The 17,363-nt window shown below is 30.1% G+C and carries 15 protein-coding genes; 12 read left to right on the plus strand and 3 right to left on the minus strand.

Annotated elements, in window-relative coordinates:
* Window positions 1–68: 68 nt before the first annotated feature.
* A complete protein-coding gene (locus HALO113_RS10870) occupies window positions 69–671 on the minus strand; it encodes a hypothetical protein (protein ID WP_159779037.1) in 603 nt (200 codons plus the stop codon).
* A 149-nt stretch (window positions 672–820) separates the two neighbouring features.
* On the opposite strand from HALO113_RS10870, the gene HALO113_RS10875 reads away from it, so the two are divergent.
* Entirely contained in the window at window positions 821–1,750 is a 930-nt protein-coding gene (locus HALO113_RS10875) for an ABC transporter ATP-binding protein (protein WP_159779038.1), read from the plus strand.
* 28 nt (window positions 1,751–1,778) lie between these two features.
* On the opposite strand, the gene HALO113_RS10880 is transcribed toward HALO113_RS10875, so the two are convergent.
* Entirely contained in the window at window positions 1,779–4,193 is a 2,415-nt protein-coding gene (locus HALO113_RS10880; protein WP_159779039.1) for a S9 family peptidase, read from the minus strand.
* Window positions 4,194–4,379: 186 nt separating this feature from the next.
* Between HALO113_RS10880 and HALO113_RS10885 the strand changes: the two genes are divergently transcribed.
* On the plus strand, window positions 4,380–5,387 hold the full coding sequence (locus HALO113_RS10885; protein WP_159779040.1) for a 3-oxoacyl-ACP synthase III family protein: 1,008 nt from the start codon (window positions 4,380–4,382) through the stop codon (window positions 5,385–5,387).
* Window positions 5,388–5,453: 66 nt separating this feature from the next.
* Here the strand turns inward: HALO113_RS10885 and HALO113_RS10890 are convergent, their stop codons facing one another.
* Window positions 5,454–7,808: an outer membrane beta-barrel family protein gene (locus HALO113_RS10890; RefSeq protein WP_159779041.1), complete on the minus strand. Its 2,355-nt coding sequence runs from the start codon at window positions 7,806–7,808 to the stop codon at window positions 5,454–5,456.
* Window positions 7,809–7,983: 175 nt separating this feature from the next.
* Between HALO113_RS10890 and argS the strand changes: the two genes are divergently transcribed.
* From argS to HALO113_RS10940, 10 genes are all read left to right on the plus strand, one after another.
* Window positions 7,984–9,774, plus strand: coding sequence for an arginine--tRNA ligase (gene argS, locus HALO113_RS10895; RefSeq protein WP_159779042.1), 1,791 nt, complete (start codon window positions 7,984–7,986; stop codon window positions 9,772–9,774).
* A gap of 104 nt (window positions 9,775–9,878) precedes the next feature.
* A complete protein-coding gene (locus HALO113_RS10900; RefSeq protein WP_159779043.1) occupies window positions 9,879–10,079 on the plus strand; it encodes a DUF6132 family protein in 201 nt (66 codons plus the stop codon).
* Window positions 10,080–10,165: 86 nt separating this feature from the next.
* Complete coding sequence (locus tag HALO113_RS10905; protein ID WP_159779044.1) at window positions 10,166–10,474, plus strand: hypothetical protein; 309 nt, start codon at window positions 10,166–10,168, stop codon at window positions 10,472–10,474.
* Window positions 10,475–10,542: 68 nt separating this feature from the next.
* A complete protein-coding gene (locus HALO113_RS10910; protein ID WP_159779045.1) occupies window positions 10,543–10,839 on the plus strand; it encodes a hypothetical protein in 297 nt (98 codons plus the stop codon).
* Complete coding sequence (locus HALO113_RS10915; protein ID WP_159779046.1) at window positions 10,836–12,437, plus strand: hypothetical protein; 1,602 nt, start codon at window positions 10,836–10,838, stop codon at window positions 12,435–12,437. Before HALO113_RS10910 ends, HALO113_RS10915 begins: the two co-directional genes overlap by 4 nt.
* A gap of 54 nt (window positions 12,438–12,491) precedes the next feature.
* On the plus strand, window positions 12,492–12,695 hold the full coding sequence (locus HALO113_RS10920) for a hypothetical protein (protein WP_159779047.1): 204 nt from the start codon (window positions 12,492–12,494) through the stop codon (window positions 12,693–12,695).
* Window positions 12,696–12,846: 151 nt separating this feature from the next.
* The gene (locus tag HALO113_RS10925) at window positions 12,847–14,193 is read left to right on the plus strand and encodes a cytochrome ubiquinol oxidase subunit I (RefSeq protein WP_159779048.1); all 1,347 of its coding nucleotides are present in this window, start codon (window positions 12,847–12,849) and stop codon (window positions 14,191–14,193) included.
* A gap of 11 nt (window positions 14,194–14,204) precedes the next feature.
* Window positions 14,205–15,242, plus strand: coding sequence for a cytochrome d ubiquinol oxidase subunit II (cydB, locus tag HALO113_RS10930; RefSeq protein ID WP_159779049.1), 1,038 nt, complete (start codon window positions 14,205–14,207; stop codon window positions 15,240–15,242).
* 120 nt (window positions 15,243–15,362) lie between these two features.
* Complete coding sequence (locus HALO113_RS10935; RefSeq protein ID WP_159779050.1) at window positions 15,363–15,887, plus strand: DUF2202 domain-containing protein; 525 nt, start codon at window positions 15,363–15,365, stop codon at window positions 15,885–15,887.
* A gap of 13 nt (window positions 15,888–15,900) precedes the next feature.
* The gene (locus tag HALO113_RS10940) at window positions 15,901–17,361 is read left to right on the plus strand and encodes an NAD(P)/FAD-dependent oxidoreductase (RefSeq protein WP_159779051.1); all 1,461 of its coding nucleotides are present in this window, start codon (window positions 15,901–15,903) and stop codon (window positions 17,359–17,361) included.
* Window positions 17,362–17,363: the final 2 nt, after the last annotated feature.

Consider the following 17,363-nt stretch of genomic DNA (forward strand, 5'->3'; position numbering starts at 1 on the left):
CAAAGCCTGTTATAAAAATAACAGGCTTTTTGGATTAAAGTATTATTATTCTATTTATAAAGACTTGATTAATAGTATTCATTAAATTTGTAAATAAGACCTCCTGTAACATTGTACATGATTCCTGTAATGGAATTTGGATAATTGTCATAGGTAAACTCACCATCAAATCCATAATGCTGAGAAAGATTAAAAATTACTGAGGCATCAATTGCAAAATATAATCCTTGCGTAATTTTTATTTTAGGTGTTAAGCCGATGATAGCATTTACCGTATTATCATTGTTTTTATGTTCTGTTGATTTAATAAAAGAATAACCTCCACCTAAATGGCCAGATAAGTTAAACGAACTATATAAACTTGTTGGATCTATTAAATCTGAAATATTAACGGTACCTTGAAGGGAAAATCTTGTTATGTTAATTCCCGATTCTTTATTGTATATTAAATTATCAGTTCTAAATTTATCAGAACCAAAATCTAATTTTGCTCCAAAGGTTTCATCGAAATCATATAGTATTCCTCCTCCAAAATGAGATATATTAGTGATACTTGGTTGTGTAACACCGTTAAGGCCATAATTAACTTCAATGCCAAACTGAGCTTGTGAAGTGATTGAACATAAAAATAAAGTTAAAAGCAAAGTGATTGAAAAGAAATTTCGTTTCATTTTAAAATTTAATAGGTTATTATTTAGGGTGCCGCAAGATAGAAATTAATTTTATTTGATAAAATCCTTTTTATTAACAATTTTTATCTTTATTAAATAACAAAAGAAGATTGATTTTATTGTAAGTTTGTTTGATAAAATGTGAGTCTATGTTGAAAATTTCTAATATATTATTTTCATATACTAAAAATCCTTTGATAAAAAACATTCATTTTTCTTTGGAAAAGGGTCAGTTTTTAGCTCTAATAGGGGAAAGTGGATGTGGAAAAAGTACCCTATTAAAATTAATTTATGGATTGTATGATTTAGAGTCGGGTTCTATTTTTTGGAAAGATGAAGAAGTTCTAGGTCCAAAATTCAATTTAGTACCTGGAATGCCTAAAATGAAATATTTAGCTCAAGATTTTGACTTAATGCCATATACTACTGTAGCTGAAAATGTGGGTAAATTTTTGTCGAATTTTTATCCTGAGGAGAAAAATGAAAGGATAAATGAACTTTTAGAAGTTGTAGAAATGATACATTTAGCAAATACAAAAGTAAAGTTTTTAAGTGGCGGACAAATGCAACGAGTGGCTTTAGCCAAGGTACTTGCTTTAGAACCAGAATTGTTGTTGCTAGATGAACCTTTTAGTCATATAGATAATTTTCTAAAGAGTAGTCTTAGAAGAAGGATTTTTAAGTATTTAAAATTAAAAGGGATTACATGTATTATGGCTACACATGATACCAATGATGTACTTTCTTTTTGTGATGAAGTGTTAATCATGAAAGACGGTCAAATGATTGAAATGGGAGCAACAAAAGAGGTTTATAAATACCCTACATCCTATTATAGTGCATCATTATTTGGAGAAGTAAATATTATAAAATGGGAAAGTAACACCCTTTATATATATGCACATCAATTAGAAATAGCTACTCAATCTACTTTTGAAGTGATAGTTAAGCATTGTTATTTTAAGGGTGATAAATATTTAATTGAATCTGTTTTTCAAAATCAAATTATTTATTTTGAAAACAAATATGAAATTGAACCTAATGCTGTAATAGGTTTAAAAATCAAAATAGACTTGTAAATATTACAAGTCTATTTATAAATTAGTTTTAATTTTTTAAGTGTTTTTCTAAAAATTGATCTTCTTCCCAAAGAAGATGAAAAATATTTTCTTCAGCAGCATAACCGTGACTTTCTTTAGGTAATAATACCATTCTTACTGGAGCTCCTAATCCTTTTAAAGCTTGAAAATAGCGTTCTGTTTGTAATGTGAAAGTTCCTGGGTTATTGTCTGCTTCTCCATGAACAAGAAGTAAAGGTGTTTTCATCTTTGATGCGTTCATAAAAGGGGACATGGAATTATATACTTGAGGAACATCCCAATAATTCCTTTGCTCGCTTTGAAATCCAAATGGAGTTAATGTTCTATTATAGGCGCCACTTCGTGCAATTCCACAAGCAAATAAATCAGAATGTGTTAATAAATTAGCTGTCATAAATGCGCCATATGAATGCCCACCTACAGCTACTTTTTTACGATTAATATATCCTAAATTGTCCAAAGCGTCAATTGCAGCTTTTGCATTTGCAACTAACTGAGGGATGAATGTGTCATTTGGTTCCGTTGTGCCTTCGCCAATAATCGGAAAAGAAGCATCGTCTAAAACAGCATAACCTTTAGTTACCCAATATACAAATGAACCATAGGATGGGAAAGTGAATTCGTTTGGATTTTGAGTAGTTTGACCTGCGCTGTTTTTGTCTTTAAATTCTTCAGGATATGCCCATATTAATAAAGGTAATTTTTTGTCTTTTTTGTTTCTATCATAATTTGCAGGCAAATATAATGTTCCTGAAAGCGTAACCCCATCATTTCTTTTGTAAGAAATAACTTCTTTATATACATTGTTTAAACTCTCAAAAGGGTTTTTAAATGAAGTAACTGGTGTGAGTTTTTTGTTTTTTAGATTTCTAAAATAATAATTTGGATATTCATTCTTTGACTGAATCATAACTAATAAATCTCCTTTTTTACTATCTTCAATAGATAATAAGTCTTCTTTTTTGTCTTTTAAAGAGGAAGTATAAATTCTTTTTGTTTGTAAAGTTTTACTATCGAACTCATCTATAAAAGGGAATTGCCCTTCTTTGGTATAACCATCTCCCAATAAGTACATTTTATTGTTTTCTATTGCTAAAACATAAGTGGCAAAATCATTTTTCTTCATTTCAAAACTTCCAGGATCACTATATTTGTCTTGATAATTTCTATCCCAAATTAATTTTGGATCTGCACCTTCCACTGATGGATTGATTAGATAAGTTTTACTATTTCTTGTATCGTACCAATTATCAGTAACAACAGCAATTGTATTATTTCCCCAACGAATACCAGCAAACCTTTGTTTTACTTTTAATAATGATTGAGGATCTTTTGTAAATGGAGCTTCCCATAAAAATAATTCGTCTCTAAATTCAACTTCATTCGCCTGATCACCACCATCGAGTGCTTCTACATAAAAAAGCGTAGCAGGAACATCATTTCTCCAAGATAAATTTCTTTTACCAGTACGAGTAGACATAAAACCTTTAGGTGTAATTTCATTTAGTGGTAAGGAATTAACAGTTTTTATTTCATTTCCTTCTTTATCATATACTACCGATGTTTGAGGAAAACGATTAAGAGGAACTAAGTAAGAAAATGGTTTCTCTATAGAAGTAATCATAATGTAATTTCCATCTGGAGAAAAACTAATGTCTGAATACATACCCGCTGTCTTGCTAAAAGGAGTTTTTGTTCCCTTTAAATCAATTTTATAGATTCCAGAGGTTACTAAATTTTCAAAATTGGCTTCATCAATTTTATTTTTCAATAAGTCTTGATAAGTCCTGTTTTGTGATATTTTACCTTGGCTTTCGGATACTGTTGGCCCTTTAGGAAGTTCTTGTTTTCCATTTATCAAATCGGTTCTATTATTTGCAATAGTTTTAACTAATAAAGCATTACTGTCTTTAAACCAGCTTATAGGGTTACCCATATTCGCATTAAGAAAAACTTTACTTAATTGGGTTGCTTTAGCAGTAGCTAATTCAATATACCATAATGTTACTCCTGTATTAGTTGTATGTGTAAAAGCTATATACTTTTCATTAGGAGACCAAGAAATATTAGTTATTTTTGGATTTTCTGGTAAACCCGTAACTTGTGTTTCAGTTTTGGTTTTTATATTTCCAATTTTAAGATTGTTTATATAAGTAACAGTACTAGATATATTAGTTATAGGGTTAATTCGTAAGCCGCCTAATCTTAATTCTTCTTGATTTAATTCTTCTAATTTTTTATAAGTATTTCTATAGCTCAAAAGCATGAATTCTTTTTTTGAATCCATAGAAACACTAGGTGCTCTTTCAAAATTTGCAAGCGCTAAAATTTCCTGAGAAGGTTTTTGATAGGTTATATTTTCCTGAGAAAAACTAGTTAAACTAGCAGTTAAAAGCAGAGCGCTAATAATAAATGCTTTCATTAGTAATGATAAAATTGGTTAGTTATTTCAAAAATATTGAAATTAAAATCGTTAATTCTGTAAATTATGTTAAAATGTAAGTATAAATTATTTAAATTTGAGATAAGTGAAAAAAAGAGCTGAATAATTTATTTAAAATGATAATTTATTAAATTTGCCATGCTTAAAATATTAAAAGTGTAAGAAATGTATCATTCAAAAATAACAGGATTAGGATATTATGTACCTGATAATATAGTAACAAACGACGATTTGTCAAAAATAATGGATACCAACGACGAATGGATTCAAGAGCGTACAGGTATTCAGGAAAGAAGACATGTGATTAGAGGAGAAGATACAACAACCTCAATGGGAGTAAAGGCTGCCAAAGTTGCAATTGAAAGAGCAAAAATCGATAAAGATGATATTGATTTTGTCATTTTTGCTACTTTAAGTCCAGATTATTATTTCCCTGGACCAGGTGTTTTAGTACAACGCGATTTGGGCTTAAAAACAGTTGGTGCTTTAGATGTTAGAAATCAATGTTCGGGTTTTGTATATGCGCTTTCAGTTGCGGATCAGTTTATAAAAACAGGGATGTATAAAAACATTTTAGTGATTGGTTCAGAATTACACTCTACAGGTTTAGATATGACTACAAGAGGACGAGGTGTTTCTGTTATTTTTGGTGATGGAGCTGGAGCGGCAATTTTAAGTAGAGAAGAGGATACTACTAAAGGGATTTTATCTACTCATTTGCATTCTGAGGGACAACATGCAGAAGAATTATCATTAATTGCTCCAGGAATGGGTAAAAGATGGGTTTTGGATATTTTGGCTGATAATGATCCAAATGACGAAAGTTACTATCCATACATGAACGGTCAGTTTGTATTTAAGAATGCTGTAGTGCGATTTAGTGAAGTTATTATGGAAGGTTTACAAGCTAATAATTTAGAAGTTTCTGATATTAATATGTTAATTCCTCATCAAGCTAATTTGAGAATTTCTCAGTTTATTCAACAAAAGTTTAGATTAACTGATGATCAAGTGTATAACAATATCCAAAAGTATGGGAACACAACAGCTGCTTCTATTCCAATTGCTTTAACTGAAGCATGGGAACAAGGGAAAATAAAAGAAGGCGATCTAGTTGTTTTAGCTGCTTTTGGTAGTGGTTTTACTTGGGGAAGCGCAATTATTCGCTGGTAAATTTATTTTTAATATAAAAAAATGCGATTCAAAATGGAATCGCATTTTTCTTTTTAAATAAGATTTTTACAATAAACCACCACTTTTTTGGGTTTGATTATCATCTCTTTCTTTTCTTTGTAATGCTCTATTTTTTCCACCACCAAAACGATAATTAAAACCTACATATACCGTTTGACTTTCCCAATGAAAAGCACCAACTTGTCTGTAAGGCAAATCACCATCGAAACTAAATTTCATTACATTAAATAGGTCACTAAAGCGTGCACTTATTGTTCCTTTTCCTTTGAGTACATTATAACTCGTACCAATATCGGTTCTCCACATTGGTTTTCTAATAAATTGTAAACTAAGATCTTTACCTCTATACATTCCAAAAAGTTGAAAACGTAAATCTTTAGTTGCCTTAAAAGTATTGTTTATTCTTGCATTAAAAATTGTTGCATCAGCTTCTACAGATTGTGTACCCACTACGCCTCTTATCTTTCTAAAATAAGCATCTAAACCAAAATTTGCACTCCACCATTTTGTAAAGTTTAAATTTCCTGAAACTTCCATCCCATAAGCGTCATTGTCTTTGAAATTATTATAACTTAAAATATTTTTGTTTGGATCAGTTGGACTTTCGTAAATATATCGGTTAATTTCATCATAAATTTTTCTATAAAAAACACCAGAGGTTATCGAACCAATTTTTGTTCTCCTTGTATAATTAAACTCAAAAGAATTGGTAAATTGTGGTTCCAAATCAGGATTTCCTTTTGAATCTATTGTAGGAGTGGACCATTCTCTAATAGGATTGATTTGTTGTATACTTGCTCTATCTACTCGTCTAGCTACGCTAAAATTAAAGGAATGGTTGTCATTTGGATTATAACTCACAAAACCAGATGGGTATACAGTTACAAAGCTATCAGAAAAATGGGCTTTATTACTTCCTACTTGATTGAAATCGGCTTCAGCTTCAAATTTTTCAAGGCGCGCACCTAGTTGTGCACTCCATTTTTTCCACTGTTTTCCATAAGTTGCATATGCTGAATAAATTCTTCTTTCATAATTAAAGCTAGAATTGTAAGAATCATTTACATTTAATAAATTATCGGTACTTTCTATTCTTGTTTGTAAACCAGTTTCTAATTTAGCCGTTTCACTTATTGGATTAACATAATCAAGATTAATAAAAATATTATCATCTGTATTGTCTACTGTATTTAAAGTATAACTAGGGATTAAAGGAAAAGTAAAAGTTGTTCTTTCAGGGCTGTCATTAGTATTATAGTTAACTTCTAGCTCAATATTTTCTCCTTCTTTTTTGAAATTATGTTTATAATCAAAATTATAAGTTTGAGAAGTATTGTCTGTTTTTGAATTAAATAATTGCAAAATATCAGCTGTAGCAGGGTTTTCATAATTCACATCTGTTTTACCTATTCCATCACCATAAAATAGATTTTGAGTTGTGTAAAAAGAGAGTGTATTATTGTCATTTAAAAAATAGTCTACACCAACTTTAAATAAGTGAGATGTGTTTTTGTTATTAAAGTCAAAATCTTGTCTGTTTCTATTGTTAGTTTCAAAACTATTTATGTAGCCATTATTAGCATTTTTTCCGTGGTTAAAACCATAATTTCCATAAAAATTGACTTTGCCTGTTTTGTAATTTAAATCAATTGAAGAATTTGCTTTTGGCGTTTTACCAAAAGTAACACCTGAATTGACCGAACCATTAAAGCCATCATTAGCATTTTTATGCAAAACAATATTAATGATTCCACTCATACCTTCAGGGTTGTATTTTGCAGAAGGATTGGTAATTAATTCAATTTGTTTTATTGAAGCAGAAGGAATTTGTTTTAACAATTGTTCAGGTGAAATATTCGTAGGTTTGCCATCAACTAGAATACGAACATTCGAATTTCCTCTTAAAGTGATTTGATTGGTTTGTGCATCTACAGAAACAGAAGGAATATTATTCATAATCTCTCCAGCTGTGGCTCCTGCACTAATTAAATCTTTTCCTACATTTATTACTTTTCGATCTATTTTTTGTTCCATAATAGAGCGTTCTTTAACTACTTCCACACCTTCTAACTGGGATACATCTTCTTGAATAGCAATAATGCCTAAATCAATTCGTGCTGTTTCAGACAAATCAACTTGTTTAGTTATTGTTTTGTAACCAATAAATTGAATTTCCAAAGTGTATTTTTGTGGAACTAATTTGTTAATTTCAAAAATACCCAATTCATTTGTAATTCCTCCAGTAACTACAACATCATTACTTTTAAGAACAATGGTTACATAAGGTAAAGGTTCGTTTGTTTTTTGGTCAACTACTTTTCCAGTAATATTCCCTGCCACTTGAGCAAATAATGTGTGCCAACTACTCAAGGCGAATAAAATAAATAATTTTAATTTCATTTTAATAACTGTTTAACGTGATTTGATTGATACTATACTAGACTTGCTTTTTCAAGCTTTGTTACAGGAATATTTTTTTTTTAGCTTTTTTTTAACACAACAGAAATTTTATAAACTAATTACTAAATACTAATCACTATTCATTAAATTTGCACCTTCATAAAAATTAAGAAAAATGACATTACAAGAAACACTAACCAAACACATTTTAGAAGCCGTTCATTCTGTTTTCAATTTAACCATTGATAAAGTAGAATTTCAAGCAACTAGGAAAGACTTTGAAGGTGATATTACAATGGTCGTTTTTCCTTTAGTAAAAGCATTAAAAGGCAACCCTGTTGAAATAGGAACAAAAATTGGAACCTATTTAGTTGAAAATGTACCCGTAGTTGAAAAATTCAATGTGGTAGCGGGATTTTTAAATATCGTTATCGCTGATGCTTTTTATATTGATTTCTTCAATAGTATTAAAAATCAGGACACTTTTGGTTATGTTAATCCAAAAGAAGATGATAAAGCTGTTATGGTGGAATATTCTTCACCTAATACAAATAAGCCCTTGCATTTAGGCCATATTCGTAATAATTTATTAGGTTATTCCGTAGCTGAAATTATCAAAGCTTCGGGTAAGAAAGTTTATAAAACACAAATTATAAACGATAGAGGTATTCACATTTGTAAGTCGATGTTGGCTTGGCAAAAATTTGGAAAAGGGGCAACTCCAGAATCTACTGGATTGAAAGGGGATAAGTTAGTTGGTAATTTTTATGTTGCATTTGATAAGCAATATAAAAACGAAATCAACGAATTAATGGCTCAAGGTAAAACAGAAGAAGAAGCAAAAAAGGTAGCACCATCCATTCTAGAAGCGCAAGAAATGCTACGTAAATGGGAAGCTGGTGATGAAGAAGTAGTAGCACTTTGGAAAAAGATGAATCAATGGGTATATGATGGTTTTGAAGAGACATATAAGAACTTAGGGGTTGATTTTAGTATTCCTAATTATTACGAAAGCAACACCTATCTTTTAGGAAAAGAAGTAGTTCAAATGGGCTTAGAGAAAGGAGTTTTTGAGAAAGATTCTGATGGTTCTGTTTGGATTGATTTAACGGCAGAAGGTTTAGATAGAAAGATTGTTTTACGTTCCGATGGAACGGCAGTTTATATGACGCAAGACATTGGAACGGCTATTCAACGTGTGAAAGATTATCCAGATGTTGGCGGTATGGTTTACACTGTAGGAAACGAACAAGATTATCATTTTAAAGTATTGTTCTTAATCTTAAAGAAATTAGGATTTGATTGGGCCGAACATTTATATCATTTAAGTTATGGAATGGTAGAATTGCCTTCTGGGAAGATGAAATCGAGAGAAGGAACTGTTGTTGATGCAGATGATTTAATGGAAGAAATGACGGAAACCGCTCAAAAGATTTCGGAAGAATTAGGTAAATTAGATGGATACTCAGATGATGAAAAAGTAGCTTTGTACAAAGTAATTGGATTAGGTGCATTGAAATATTATATGTTAAAAGTTGATCCTAAGAAACAAATGATGTTCAATCCAGAAGAATCGGTTGATTTTAATGGAAATACAGGCCCTTTTATTCAATATACCTATGCACGTATCCAATCGATTTTAAGAAAAGCTGATTTTGATTATTCTTCAGTCACATTGAGTGGGATTGAAATGTCTTTACACGAAAAAGAAAAAGAATTAATCAAACAAGTACAATTATTTCCAGAAGTGATACAAAATGCAGCAACTAATTATAGTCCGGCCTTAATTGCAAATTATACGTATGATTTGGTAAAAGAATTTAATTCATTTTATCAAAATGTACCTATTTTACCTGAACAAAATTTAGAAAAGAAAGCCTTTAGAGTACAATTATCTAAAATGGTAGGAAATACTATTAAAAATGCGTTCTACTTGTTAGGTATTCAAGTTCCACAAAGAATGTAGAAAATAACTTTTAGAATACAAAGAGGCTTTTTAAGCCTCTTTTTTTTGAATGTAACATGAGTTACTTATAAGTTTCAAATTGCTTTATATATTTGATAAAAAAGATGACAAAAAAAGGATATATAATTACTGGTATAGGAATTTTGGTTGGATTAATTTTTGGATATGCTTACTATTATTATATAGGTTGTGCTTCAGGAACTTGTGCAATAACTTCTCATCCTATAAACAGTACTTTATATGGAGGAGTTATGGGTGGTTTATTTTTCAATTTATTTGTTAAATCTCCCAAAAAAGACAAATAAAGTACATAAAATAAAGTAAGTTGATGATAATAAACAATGGTTATATATTTAAAGTATTGATTTTAAATAGTATTTAATTTTTATTAATGAAGTTTACGAGCGTTGCAATATTAGTTTATTTAATGGTTTTAATGGCATTACCTTCTGTACGTGCCATAAAACTACAATTGGGTAATGAATGTGAAGAAAATTGCGATGCATCTAAGCAAAATGAATGTGAAAAAGGGAATTTTATAATGAGTCTAAGTTTTAGCCCTTTACAAATAATTAAAACACTCACATTTAATCTTTCCATTTCAAACACCGATTTTGAATTAAAAAAAGAATCTTCTTTTTATGAGTCTTTTTTTGTCAGTGCTTTTCACAATACTATTTGGAACCCTCCAAAGTTTTAGTTACACTTTTTAGAACTTATTTTTTCTATGCTTTGAATAGTATAGTGTAACTACATATAACAATTTTTATGAAAAAAAATATATTACTAATCTTATTTTTTTCTCTAATGGTTTTAGGGAAAGAAATGATAAATAACACGAAAGAATTAGCCGCTTATTCAACTGTAGAAATAAGTAAAAATAAATACTTATCTCATAATTTTAATACCCATGAAACAACACAATGTGCTCAATGTCATGGTTGTAAAAACGGAATGGAATTTACTGTCGAAAAGGATTCGCTAAATCTGAAACTTATAAATAAGTTGTCAAAAGATACTATAGAAAATAATAGTAAAGAAATGCCTAAAAGAAATAAGTTATGAAAAATTTCTTCAGATTAGTCTTTATAGTTATTATTTATCAATCCACATCAGGGCAAACTAATTTTCCTTATGACATAATACTTACTCCTATTTCTATTTCGGGCTTACCTGGATTACATTCCTACGCTTTTGCTCAAGACAATGGTAAATGGTTAATTATAGGAGGAAGAAAGGATGGGATTCATGCGCGTCAACCTTTTAATGCTTTTCCTGAAAATCAAAATAATGATTTAATTTATGTGGTCGATATTGATACACAACAAACTTGGTTTGTTTCCTTAAATTCTTTAAGTACAGGTTTGAAAGAACAACTACAATCCACAAATATGAATTTTTATCAAGATGAAGACATTTTGTATGTAATTGGAGGTTATTCTTATTCAACATCAGCCAATGATCATATTACACATGATAAACTTACTGCCATTCATGTTCCAAATTTGATTAATGCTATTATCAATAATACGCCAATCGCTACATATTTTAAGCAAATAAGTAATCCCTCATTTGCTATTACTGGAGGGCAACTGGGTAAAATTGATAACTTTTTTTATTTGATTGGAGGACATCGTTTTGATGGGAGATATAATCCTATGAATAATCCTACTTTTACGCAAACTTATTCTAATTCTATACGAAAATTTGAAATTGACAATAGTAACAGTCAACTTTCTATAATTAGTTATTCTGAGATTATTGATGCAGTGCATTTACATAGAAGAGATTATAATTTAGTTCCTCAGGTTTTCCCTAATGGAGAATTAGGCTATACAATTTCTTCAGGGGTTTTTCAAATTAATGTCGATTTACCATTTTTATATCCAATAGATGTTAAGTCTAATGGCTATTTTCCTCAAACCTACTTTAATCAGTATTTGAGTAATTACCATTCTGCAAAAATTGGTTTATATAATTCAATAGATAATGTTATGCATAATTTGTTTTTTGGAGGAATGAGTCAATATTATTATTCTAACGGACAATTAATACAAGACGATACGGTTCCTTTTGTAAAAACTATTAGTAGGACGACAAGAACCTCGGATGGGGCATTATCCGAATTTCAATTACCAATAGAAATGCCTAACTTAAAAGGTTCTGGAGCAGAATTTATAGTTAATAAAAATCTTCCACATTATTCAAATGAGGTGATAAATCTTTCAAATATAACAGCTAATGAATTTGTTATTGGACATATTTTTGGAGGAATTCAAAGTACATCTACTTCTGCTTTTACAGATAATCAAACTAATCTAACCAGTGCAGATCCAACGGTCTATGAAGTTAAACTAATTTTAAATCAAAATCTCAATTCTAATGCAATTGATGGAACTAACCCTTTCTCTTTTTCAGTTTTTCCTAATCCAGCAATAAATGATAGGGTTAAAATAAATTTTACAATACCTTATGTTTCCGATTTGGAATATATTATTTCAAGTATAGATGGCAAAATACTTTCAGAAGGAACTATTGAAGATATAAAAACAGGATTTAATGAAATGAATTTTAGCTTAGATGAAGTAAATCAGGAGACAGTTGTTCTGACATTTATTTTTGATCGCAAATATTTTGAATCAAAAAAAATAATTCTCAAATAATTTAAAAAAAATTATATATTTATAAACTTGAATAATAACTAAATAAAATTAATAATGAAAAAAATTGTAAGTATTTTAGCTATTGTAGCTTTTATGTTTTCGGTAGATGCTAATGCACAACAACCAAAACAAAAGAAGAAAGAAAAAGAAAAAACAGAGAAAGCTTCTTGCTCAAAAGAAGAAAAAAAATCTTGTGGCAGTGAAGCAAAAGGTTCTTGTTGTGCTTCAAAAAAAGCGGAAGCTAAAAAAGAAGAATAATAATTTTAAGCCTAATAATAGAAACCGCTTTTTAGCGGTTTTTTTATTTTTAAGTGAAAAGTTAACAGGATACTTTGTTTAAAATTGTAACTCTTGTTACCATCTTTTAAGGTAAAATAAGGTAAATTTGTAAGACTTTAAATTTACAATCATGGATGTTGAAATACTCGCTCGAATCCAATTTGCCTTTACCGTTGCTTTTCATTATATCTATCCTCCTTTAAGTATTGGTATTGGCCTTATTATGGTTATTATGGAAGGTTTATATCTTAAAACCGGAAATAAAGAATATGAAATTCTTACTCGATTTTGGTTAAAAATTTTTGCTATTACCTTTGGTATAGGTGTAGCAACTGGTATTATTATGGAATTTGAATTTGGTACTAATTGGGCCATCTATTCAAAATATGTAGGTGATATTTTTGGAAGTGCTTTAGCAGCGGAAGGACTATTTGCTTTTGGATTAGAAAGTACTTTTTTAGGAATTCTGCTTTTTGGCTGGAATAGAGTATCACCTAGAATTCATTTTATTTCTACTATAGGAGTCTTTTTTGGTTCCATGTTTTCAGCCGTTTGGATAGTTGTTGCGAATAGTTGGCAACAAACTCCTGCAGGATATCATATTGTAGGAGAAGGTGTTTATGCTCGTGCAGAAGTTACTGATTTTTGGGCTATGGTTTTTAATCCTTCTAGTATAGATCGTATCATTCATGTATGGCAAGGAGCATTTTTAGCTGGTGCTTTTATGGTATTGAGTGTTCATGCCTATTATTTAAGGAAAGGTAGATACATTGATATTTCTAAGAAAGCCTTTAAAATGGCATTGGTTGTAGCAACTGTAATATCTTTTTCTCAATTGATTTCAGGACACAGTTCTGCTGATGGAGTTGCTAAAAACCAACCAGCAAAACTAGCTGCGATGGAAGGACATTTTGAAAAAGAAGCCCCAGCGGATTTATATATTTTAGGTTGGGTTGACAAAGAAAAACAGAAAGTAACAGGATTAGGAATTCCAGGTGGGTTGTCTTTTTTAGTACATCAAGATTTTAATGAGTCTATCATCGGATTAAATGCTTTTCCTAAAGAGGACAGACCAAGTCAGCTAAATGCGGTATTTCAATTTTATCATATTATGGTTGCTATTGGTATGTTTTTAATTGGATTAACAATCTATGCTTGTTTTTTATGGTGGAAAGGGAAATTGTTTGAAACGAAATGGCTCTTATGGATTTTTTCATTTTCTGTTATTTTACCTCAAATAGCCAATCAAGTAGGTTGGTTTACGGCTGAAATGGGAAGACAACCTTGGATTGTTTATGGACATTTAAGAACAAGTGAAGGTTTCTCTCAAGAAGTATCGGCAAATCAAATTGTATTTTCTTTGGTATTATTTACGATAGTTTATGCATTACTTTTTTTATTGTTTTTATATTCTTTAAATAAGAAAATTAAACACGGACCTTATGAGGAAGCTGAAAATACATTAGAAATTATTTAAAAAAGAATTAAATGGAAACATTTTTAGGAATCGATTATCCTACACTTTGGTACTTAGTAGTAGGGTTATTATTTTCAGGATATGCTATTTTAGAAGGATTTGATTATGGAGCGGGTGCATGGCATTTGTTTTTAAGAAAAGATTTAAGTAGAAGAATAGCTATAAATGCTATTGGTCCCATTTGGGATGCTAATCAAGTATGGCTAATAATTGGTGGTGGAGCACTATTTGCCGGCTTTCCAGTAATGTATGCTACCATGTTGTCTGCTATGTATATTCCTTTTATGTTATTTTTAATGTTGTTGGTTTTGCGATCATCGGCTATAAAATTTAGAAGTGCAGAAGAAATGTTGTGGTGGAGAAATACTTGGGATTATATTTATTTTATTTCAAATGTATTAATTTCATTTTTGCTAGGTGTCGTTTTAGGAAATGTTTTAGAAGGGTTTGAAATAGGGCATGAGTTTAGCTATCAAGGTGGTGTTTTTCTATCATTTTTAAGTCCGTATGCGATTATGGTAGGAATTACTACACTTTTTCTTTTTATGACACAAGGGGCTATTTTCTTATTATTGAAAACAGAAGGAAGATTACATGAAAGAATTACTTTTTTATTACGTAAAGGAATGATTTTCTTTATAATTAGTTTTTCCATAACATCTTTATACACTTTAGTTTTTATACCTGGAGTAACCGATAATTTTAAAGAAACTCCTGCATTTTTTATTTTACCTATTTTGGCATTCTTGGCAGTAGCCAATGTGCCGCGATTAGTTTCAAAGAAGAGATATGGATATGCTATAATTTTTTCTTCATTAACCATGGCCTTTTTATTAATGTTAGTTGCTTTCCAATTGTATCCAGTATTGTTGCCTTCAACTATACATCCCAATCATAGTGTTACCATTTATAATGCTGCGTCTTCTCAAAAGTCTTTAGGAATTATGCTGACTATTGTGGCTATAGGTTCTCCTTTATTAGCTGCCTACTTTATTTTTCTCTATAAAACCTTTTATGGTAAAGTAAAACTAGACGATACTAGTTATTAATATAAATAAATTTTATTATAAGAAAAGTGCCTAAAAGGCACTTTTTTTTATGTAACAAATGTAGCTGTACAAGCTAATAAATAATGGCAAATTTGTATAGTAATCTTAAAAAATAAACCAATGAAAAATACTTTTAAATTAATTCTTTTGGGAATTTTCCTTCTTTCATTAACCTATATATCCTGCCAAAATAATTCGGAAGTAACAGGTTTGAGCCAAGAAGAAATTAACCAAATGAAGTTTATGCTAGAAGAAGAAAAAATGGCTTTTGATATCTATTCTTTTTTAGGTAACAATTGGGATTTGCAAATATTTAGAAATATAAAAGAAAGTGAAGCCAAGCATATGGAGGCTGTAAAAAGACTTTTGGAAAGAAACGAGATCACTTATGAAATTTCTTCTCAATCTGGAGTCTTTATTAATCAAGAATTGCAACATCTTTACAACGATTTAATTCAAAAAGGTTCAAATTCAATTATACAAGCTTTAGAAGTAGGAAAAAATATTGAAGAAAAAGACATTGATGATTTACAAATGGCAATTAGTAAAACAAATAATGTTTATGCAAAAGAGATTTATACTAATCTTTTAAATGCTTCATATAATCATTTAGGTGCGTTTAATCGTAATCTTTCAAGATATTAAATCTAATAATAAAATGTCAAAAATAGTAATATTAGGAGCAGGTATTGCAGGTCATACTGCTGCCGCTCATTTAAGAAGAAAATTAGGTAAAGAACATGAAGTACTTGTGGTTTCTCCGAATAAAAATTATCAATGGATTCCTTCAAATATTTGGGTAGGAATTGGAAGAATGAAATCAAAACAAATTCTTTTCCCATTAGAACCCTTATATAAAAAGAAAAATATTGGTTATAAACAAGCTAAAGTAGTTTCTTTTCATCCTGAAGGTAACGAAAACTCCGAGAAACCTTTTGTAAAGGTAGAATATGTATATGGAGAGAAAAAAGGAAATCAGGAAAAAGTAACATATGATTATTTAATTAATGCAACGGGTCCCAAATTAGCTTTTGAATTAACCGAAGGATTATTGCCAGCAACTAATAAAGTGTATTCTGTATGTACTTATGACCATGCTGAACATGCCTCTGAAGCATTTCTTAAATTAGTCAATGAACTAAAATCTACCAATAAAAAAGCAAAAATTCTTATAGGGACAGGTCATGCTAAAGCGACTTGTCAAGGAGCTGCTTTCGAATATATTTTAAATGTCGAAAAGGAACTAGTTAAATATGGTATTAGAGATAAAGTAGAAATTACGTGGATTTCTAACGAATATGAGTTAGGTGATTTTGGAATGGATGGAATGCTTTTAGAATATAATGGTTTTAATATGAAGTCTAAAGATATGGTTGAAATGATTTTTGAAGACAGAGGAATAAAATGGATTTTAGGCGCTGGAGTTCAAAAAATTGAAGAAGGTATAGCTTATTACGAAAATTTAGAAGGAGAATATAAAACTGAAACATTTGATTTTGCAATGCTAATTCCTGCATTTTCAGGCCATGGGTTTAAAGCATATAATAAAGAAGAAGACGATATCACAAACAAATTATTTAAAGGGTTTATGATCGTAGATGCTGATTATACAGCCAAACCTTATGAAGAATGGACTGTGCAAGATTGGCCAGAAACGTATCAAAATCCTAATTATAAGAACATTTTTGCACCAGGTATTGCTTTTGCACCTCCTCATTCTATTTCTAAACCTCGTAAGAGTAAAAATGGTACAGAAATCTTTCCTTCACCACCTCGCACAGGCATGCCTTCAGGAATTACTGCAAAGTTAGTAGCCGACAATATTATTGATAGTATTAAGAAAGGAAAACAAAGTTTATCTCACAAAGGGTCATTAGGAAATATGGGAGCAGCTTGTATTGCCTCTGCGGGTTATGGATTGACACAAGGAAGTGGCGTAAGTATAACTACTTTTCCCATCGTACCAGATTATATAAAATATAAAAATACAGGTGGAAGAGATATAAATAAAACATTTGGAGATATAGGACTTGCTGGTCATTGGGTTAAGTTAGCCTTGCATTACGCATTTATCTATAAAGCAAAGATGAAACCTTTGTGGTGGCTAATTCCTGAATAAAA

Origin of the sequence: Flavobacterium sp. 9AF (assembly GCF_902506265.1) — a bacterium.
Classification (GTDB): domain Bacteria; phylum Bacteroidota; class Bacteroidia; order Flavobacteriales; family Flavobacteriaceae; genus Flavobacterium.